Annotated in this window: 1 protein-coding gene and 1 pseudogene; one reads left to right on the top strand and one right to left on the bottom strand. The window is 64.4% G+C overall.

Annotation, left to right across the window (positions count from 1 at the left end):
- Positions 1-1,036 precede the first annotated feature (1,036 nt).
- Positions 1,037-1,467, bottom strand: a pseudogene (locus ASG60_RS14095) (integrase core domain-containing protein); the annotation flags it as partial.
- A 76-nt stretch (positions 1,468-1,543) separates the two neighbouring features.
- Between ASG60_RS14095 and ASG60_RS14090 the strand changes: the two are divergent.
- A complete protein-coding gene (locus ASG60_RS14090) occupies positions 1,544-4,672 on the top strand; it encodes a DUF6531 domain-containing protein (protein ID WP_056386257.1) in 3,129 nt (1,042 codons plus the stop codon).
- The last annotated feature ends 95 nt before the right edge of the window (positions 4,673-4,767 follow it).

Genomic DNA, 4,767 nt, shown 5'->3' with positions numbered 1-4,767 from the left:
TCCACATGGCACGTCCAGATGAGGCTTCAGCACCCTTCTGGAATCACCGCCATCCCGGCCACTCAACCCCGGCCGGACATTATCGGACGGGCTCTAAGAGACGAGGCAGGCTGGAGTAAAAACCCACTCAAGAACGGATCAGGGTCTAAATATACGTCCCCTCCAGATAAATGATGGGTACCCTGACGGAAGCATAAAAGGACCATCCGATCCAATTCATAGCGGTCCATACTTAAAAAACCCTCCAATGGAACACGCGGCCCGCTAAACGGTAATCCGTCCCTAATTTAGCCATTATATACTGAGGATAAAAAATGACTATTGAAAATGCCGACTCAGAGCTGAATATATCAATAATGGAGGAGGATTCTTTGAAAGACGCGATATCTATGCTTATGCGAGAATTCGGCTTTTCATATGAATATTCTTGGAATTTAATAAAAAATAAATGGGAAACAAAGCAGTTACAACTTTATAAAAACATAAAAAATGAAAATACTCATATCTTCGAAAATATTAGTTTCTCATTTTTGGAACCCCATGATGAAGAATTAAAGTGGATATACATGATATCTCCGAATTATTACAATAATACCTCGCACTTTTAATGCAAGTATAGATTGAGGTATGCGCCATATCAGAATTAATGACAGATATCCTGATGGTTCCAATCGAGGCCCATCTGAGAGGATGCACGGTGATCCTTATTTAAGAAGCCCCTCAAACGGCAAAATCGTCCCACTTTTGGGAAATCCGTCGCTTGATCTAATGTGAATTAGGAAGATGACGTAAAATGTCAGGCTTAGAGCGCCTAACAGAACGGCACTGAATGGGGGTTTCAGCGTTGGTTTGGCATGGCCAGACCGCTTTTCCCCGACGATCTCTGGGATGAGATTGCTCCGCTCCTGACACCGCCTCGGCCACGTCCAATGACCTGCCCCCATTCGATGGCCCAGGATCGAGGATAGTGCATCGTCGGTCGCGTGACGATGGCAGGGGGCGCGAGCGGCGGTGAGCCGTTCGGTTCCGTTGGCCAGATGACGACCTCCGGTGCGGGCGGCTGGTAGCCGAGCGACGAGTGCGGTCGGATGCTGTTGTAGTGCTCCGCCATTGCTCGATCACGACGCTGGCTTCCTTCAGGGTGTAGAATACCTCGCCGTTGAGGAGTTCATCGCGCAGCTTCGCGTTGAAGCTCTCGCAATATCCGTTCTCCTACGGACTGCCCGGCTCGATGTAGGCGGTCCGCGAGCCAACCGCTGCGATCCAGTCCTGAACGGCCTTGGCGATGAACTCCGGCCCGTTGTCCGAGCGGATATGACCGGGCACCCTGCGCAAACTGAACAAGTCCGAAAGCACGTCGATCACGTCCAGCGCCTTCAGCTTACGGGCGACCCGGATGGCCAGGCACTCGCGGGTGAACTTATCGATCACGTTCAGCATCCGGTACTTGCGTCCGTTGTGCGTGCGGTGCCGCAAGGGCGGGGGCAGGCGGGTGAGCGGTGGCTCGGATGCCAACGGTGGTCAGGGCAGCGTCAGGCTTCCCATGATCACGGCCGGCGAGCCCGACCCGCCGCCCGGACCGAACTTCTCGCGGGGACGTGAAGGAGGCCAGCCGAACGAGTCGGTCCAGAATGGCAACGCCAACGGCAAGATGGTCGTAGGCGGATCGGCTGCGCCGTCCGAGACAGATGAGCAGCGCCGTCGGCGAATCCTGAACGCGGTGCGTGAGACCCGGACCGGTATGGGCTGGCTCAGCCATGCCGACCCCTTCGTGCGCGGTATCGCGAACACGGCGACCAATGGCTTATCAGACAAATTGTCGGCCGGCGTGGATGCCCTCCTCGGTTCGGGTGAAGGCAACTCCCTTGCGGAGCGATATCGCTTCAACACGCAGGTCAACGAGGCCGTCAATCAGGTCGACGCCGAGAACCGACCGACCGCGCAGATGGCGGGCGAGGTGCTGGCGGAAAACCTCCTCTACGAACGCGGGCTGCGTCTCCTGAAAGGGGGCGAGCGAATCCTGAAGCGGCTCGGCCGCGGACGTAAGGTCTGCAAGGATTGCAGCCGCCGCCCAGTGGTACTGCGCGACGGGACCAAGGTCACCTTCGACGTCGATTTTCTGCTGCACGGTACCCTCCCACTCGACCTCTCGCGCGCCTACGCCTCGGACCTCGACAGCGACGGACCGCTCGGGTGCAACCGCATCGGAAGCTTCGACGAGACCCTGTCGGCGCAGCCGGACGGCAGCCTGCTCTTCGTCATGGCGTCTGGCGTCACCGCCGACTACGCACGCCCCGCGCCCAATATCGGCGAGGTCAGCGTCAACACCCACCACCCCGCGATCACCCTCGCAGCCGGCCCGGACGCGACCTTCACGGCGCGCGAGCACGGCGTGATCCGCCTCTTCCGCCGTGGCTCGGACGGGGTGTGGCGCCTCGCCGAGATACGCGATCCTAACGGCAACGCCGCGCGTCTCGTGCGCGACGCAGCCGGCCTGCTCCTGCGCCTCGACCGGTCGGACGGGTTCGCGCTGCTGTTCGAGAACGACAAGGCCGGCCGGCGCTCCGGCGTGACCCTGCGCGCGCCCGGCGGCGAGACCCGGCCGATCAGTCGCTACGCCTACGACGCGAACGGCAACCTGGTCGAGGTCCGCAACACCTACGCCCGGTCGTTCCGCTACACCTACGACGCGGAAGGCCGCTTCACCGCCTACGACGACGGCGTCGCGACCCGGGTCGCCTACGCCTATGACGGGCAGGACCGCGTGATCTCCGTCACGACTCCGGGCGGTGTGTTCGACCACACTCTCGCCTACGAGCCCGAGGCCCGGGCGACAACGTTGGCCTATGCGCGTCTCGTCGGCCCGGCTCGTACCGTGTTCGACGCGGACGGGAACTTCGTCGCGCGGACCGACGGACTTGGCCGAACCCGCACCTACGAGCGGGACGCGTTCGGCGCCGTGGTCGCCGAGATCGACCCGGCAGGCTACCGTACCACCTACGCCTACGACGAGGACGGGCGCCTCGAGCGGCTGATCGACCCGGCCGGCCAGACCTGGGAATGGAGCTACGACGGGCGGGGCAACCTGGTCTTGGCCGTCGACCCGCTCGGGTACCGCACCGACTACGCCACCGACGAAGCCGGCCTGCTCACCGCGAACATGCGCCACGACGGCCTGATCGAGCGCCGCGACTACGACGCGCAGCACAACCTCGTGCGCCTCGTCGACTATCGCGGCGGCACTACCCTATTCGAACGCGACGCCTTCGGCCGCCTCACCGCCCGCACAGACCCGCTTGGCCAGGTAACCCGCTTCGCCTACGACGAGCGTCCCTGTGCCCACTTCTGGACGCCCACTGCCCTGACGCGGCCCGACGGCGTCACCGTCCGGCGCGAGGCCGAGCCGCGGCAGGCCACCCTGACGCTCATCCACGGCGAGGGCCGGCGCACCCTCTACCGCTACGGACCCTTCGATCTTCTGGAGTCGATCGAGGATTCCAAGGGCGGGCGCCTGCACCTCGCCTACGACGCCGAGGAGCGGCTGGTGCGGGTCGAGAACCAGCTCGGCCGGCACTGGACCTTCACCCGCGACGCTGCGGGGCGGGTGGTGGAGGAGACCGACTTTTCTGGTCTCACCACTCGTTTCGCCTACGACCGCGCCGACCGGCTCGTAGAGATGCGCCACGCGGACGGGGCCCACGTTGCCTACGCCTACGACCGCACCGGCCTGCCCCTGCGCGAGGAGGCCTGGACGCCCGGCGCCGCCGCGCCGGCGGTGACAGCCTACCGCTACGACGCCTGCGGTCGACTGCGCGCGGCGGTCAACGCCGACGCCACGGTGGAGTTCGCGCGCGACGCCCTCGGGCGGGTGACCGCGGAGACGCAAAACGGGCGTCGGGTGGAGAGCACCTACGATTGCTGCGGCAACCGAACCGAGCGGCGCATCGGGGAACGGCTGGTGGCGGTGGCCTACGACCCATTCGGGGCGCTCTCGGGGATCGCCATCGGCGGGCATGTGCCTTTGCGCTTCGCCCGCGACGTGGCCGGGCGCGAGTTCCTGCGGGAGAGCGCTGCGGGGTTCCGGCTGGAACAGGCCTGGGATGCGGTGGGCCAGCTGGTCGGGCAGCGGGGCGGGCGCGAGCCGAGTCCGGCGGGTCTGCCGCCGGGGCCGGGGGTGGAGCGGACCTACGCCTGGGCGCACGACTTCTCTCCTCGCGCGATCGCGGATGCGCGCTGGGGCGAGACGACCTACGAGACCGACGCGGCCGGGCAGGTGGTGCGCACGCGTCACGGCGACGGGAGCGAGGAGCGCTTCGCCTACGACGCGGCCCTGAACCTCGCGGAGTCGGGAACGGCGGAAGATCGTCTGCGGCCCTGGCAGGTGGCGCCCGGCGGCCGCGTGGAGCGGGCCCTTCGGCGAGACGATCCTGCTGAACTACGATGCGCGCTTGCGGGTGGTGGAGCGGCGAGTGGAGCGGGACGGGTTCCGGCCGAAGGTTTGGCGCTACGGCCGGGACGCGCACGACCGTCTGGTCTCGTGCGAGACGCCATCTGGCGAGGTCTGAGTGTACGGCTACGATCCGTTCGGGCGGCGGGTGAGCAAGCGGCGAGTTCTGGCGGAGGCGGAGGAGGCCTGGGTGCGGGGGCGCTTCCCGGGCCTGGTGCAGAGTGACCTGACCGGTATTTTGGACCGAGCCAATTGGAAGGCTACTGCATGGTGGCGGCCATGGGTAGCCGGAAGGCCAGATCCGGGAGGGTGACAGGCGC

Origin of the sequence: Methylobacterium sp. Leaf469 (assembly GCF_001424745.1) — a bacterium.
Lineage (GTDB): Bacteria > Pseudomonadota > Alphaproteobacteria > Rhizobiales > Beijerinckiaceae > Methylobacterium.
Note: the sequence above shows the minus strand (reverse complement) of the source record. Positions and strands in the feature narration are given on the sequence as shown.